A 1,302-nucleotide genomic window follows, 5' to 3' on the forward strand; every position below is an offset into this window, starting at 1 on the left:
TGACATTGGTTTCTCCTATTTTTAGGCATTAAAAAACCTGATCGTCATATTAAAGATCAGGGGTGGGTTGGGTATTTATGTTGGTGTAGGTGGTTCTAGGCTTTCATCAATAAAATATACTGGGTTTAGATATCCTGCTTTAAGTGGGGTCGGATAGTTTGATGAGCCAACGGTTGCTCTACAATTCAAGCTAAACAAAACAGGACCTAATGCATTAATCCCAGTCATATCTCCGTCGTATTCACAATTTTGAAAACCTTTTGGTGATGCAGTATTAAATAAAACAGTAGAAATAGAAGTATCTTTTTTAAACTTACAATCAGTAAATATCCACTGTCCAAGTGCTATCTTTGTATTCACTTGGCGAGCCGAAACTACTTTTAGTTTATTCGCATCTAAATTTTGGAAGTAATTTGAATCAGCTTGAATTTCGATTCTCCCGCAATTATTAATATAAACATCATAACCAAAGTTACTATTATACTTATTAAAACCTCGACCTATAATTCTACAAACTCCACCATGTCGAATGTTCTCAGCTCTATATGTCTGCATTGTTGAAAAGGCTATCGCATTATCAAGTGGCATGACTGTAAGTGCTAGTCTTGTGGAGTTCGGAGCATAGATTGTGTCTATAACAATATGTGATGGTGCTTTAAGGTCTGCCAGTGGGTTAATTCCAAATCCGTAAATAGTTTGCATATTATTAGTACAACGTAAATTTTGAATAATAACTTCATCAAAAAAACGTCTTGGTGATGCATAAAAATCTGCTGGAACAACTCCAGAACTTGCCAAAAAGACAATCCCATGCGTAGTTACATTATTTGCATAAAATCGCCCTGTGCTTAAACAAATATCTGTACGATTTGTTACTCCTGAATGTACTGTTCCACCTTCAATATTCAAATCTCGACCAGACCATGAGATCGATTCAATATTACAATTGATAAAATTGTAATTATTGCCCCAGTGTGTACCTGCTCTTTTAAATTTCGAGTTATATACAAATACATTTGACCCATGTCGACCATCCAACTCTGTACGCCCTCTACTTGCTTTCATATCGTAAATAAATGTATCGCACGTATTTGCAATGCTTATCGCATAACCAAGACCATCATAATCAGTATCTCTAAGAACACCGTATAAACGTGTATTATTTGCTTGGACGCCTATTAGAGTTTTAAAGTTTGCATTCGCCTCCATAGAATCGACATGTAGGTCTGTACTATCACGTCTTATAATGATATTGCCAGCAGTTGTATTTCCTACTCCGATAATTCCTATTTTACCAATACG

At 35.6% G+C, this 1,302-nt stretch carries 1 protein-coding gene; it reads right to left on the bottom strand.

Going from position 1 to position 1,302, the window contains the following annotated elements:
* Positions 1–75: 75 nt before the first annotated feature.
* The coding region (locus C9E89_RS23555; RefSeq protein ID WP_171405215.1) for a hypothetical protein at positions 76–1,302 on the bottom strand (1,227 nt) is incomplete at its 5' end.

The organism is Acinetobacter sichuanensis (assembly GCF_003024515.2).
Lineage (GTDB): Bacteria > Pseudomonadota > Gammaproteobacteria > Pseudomonadales > Moraxellaceae > Acinetobacter > Acinetobacter sichuanensis.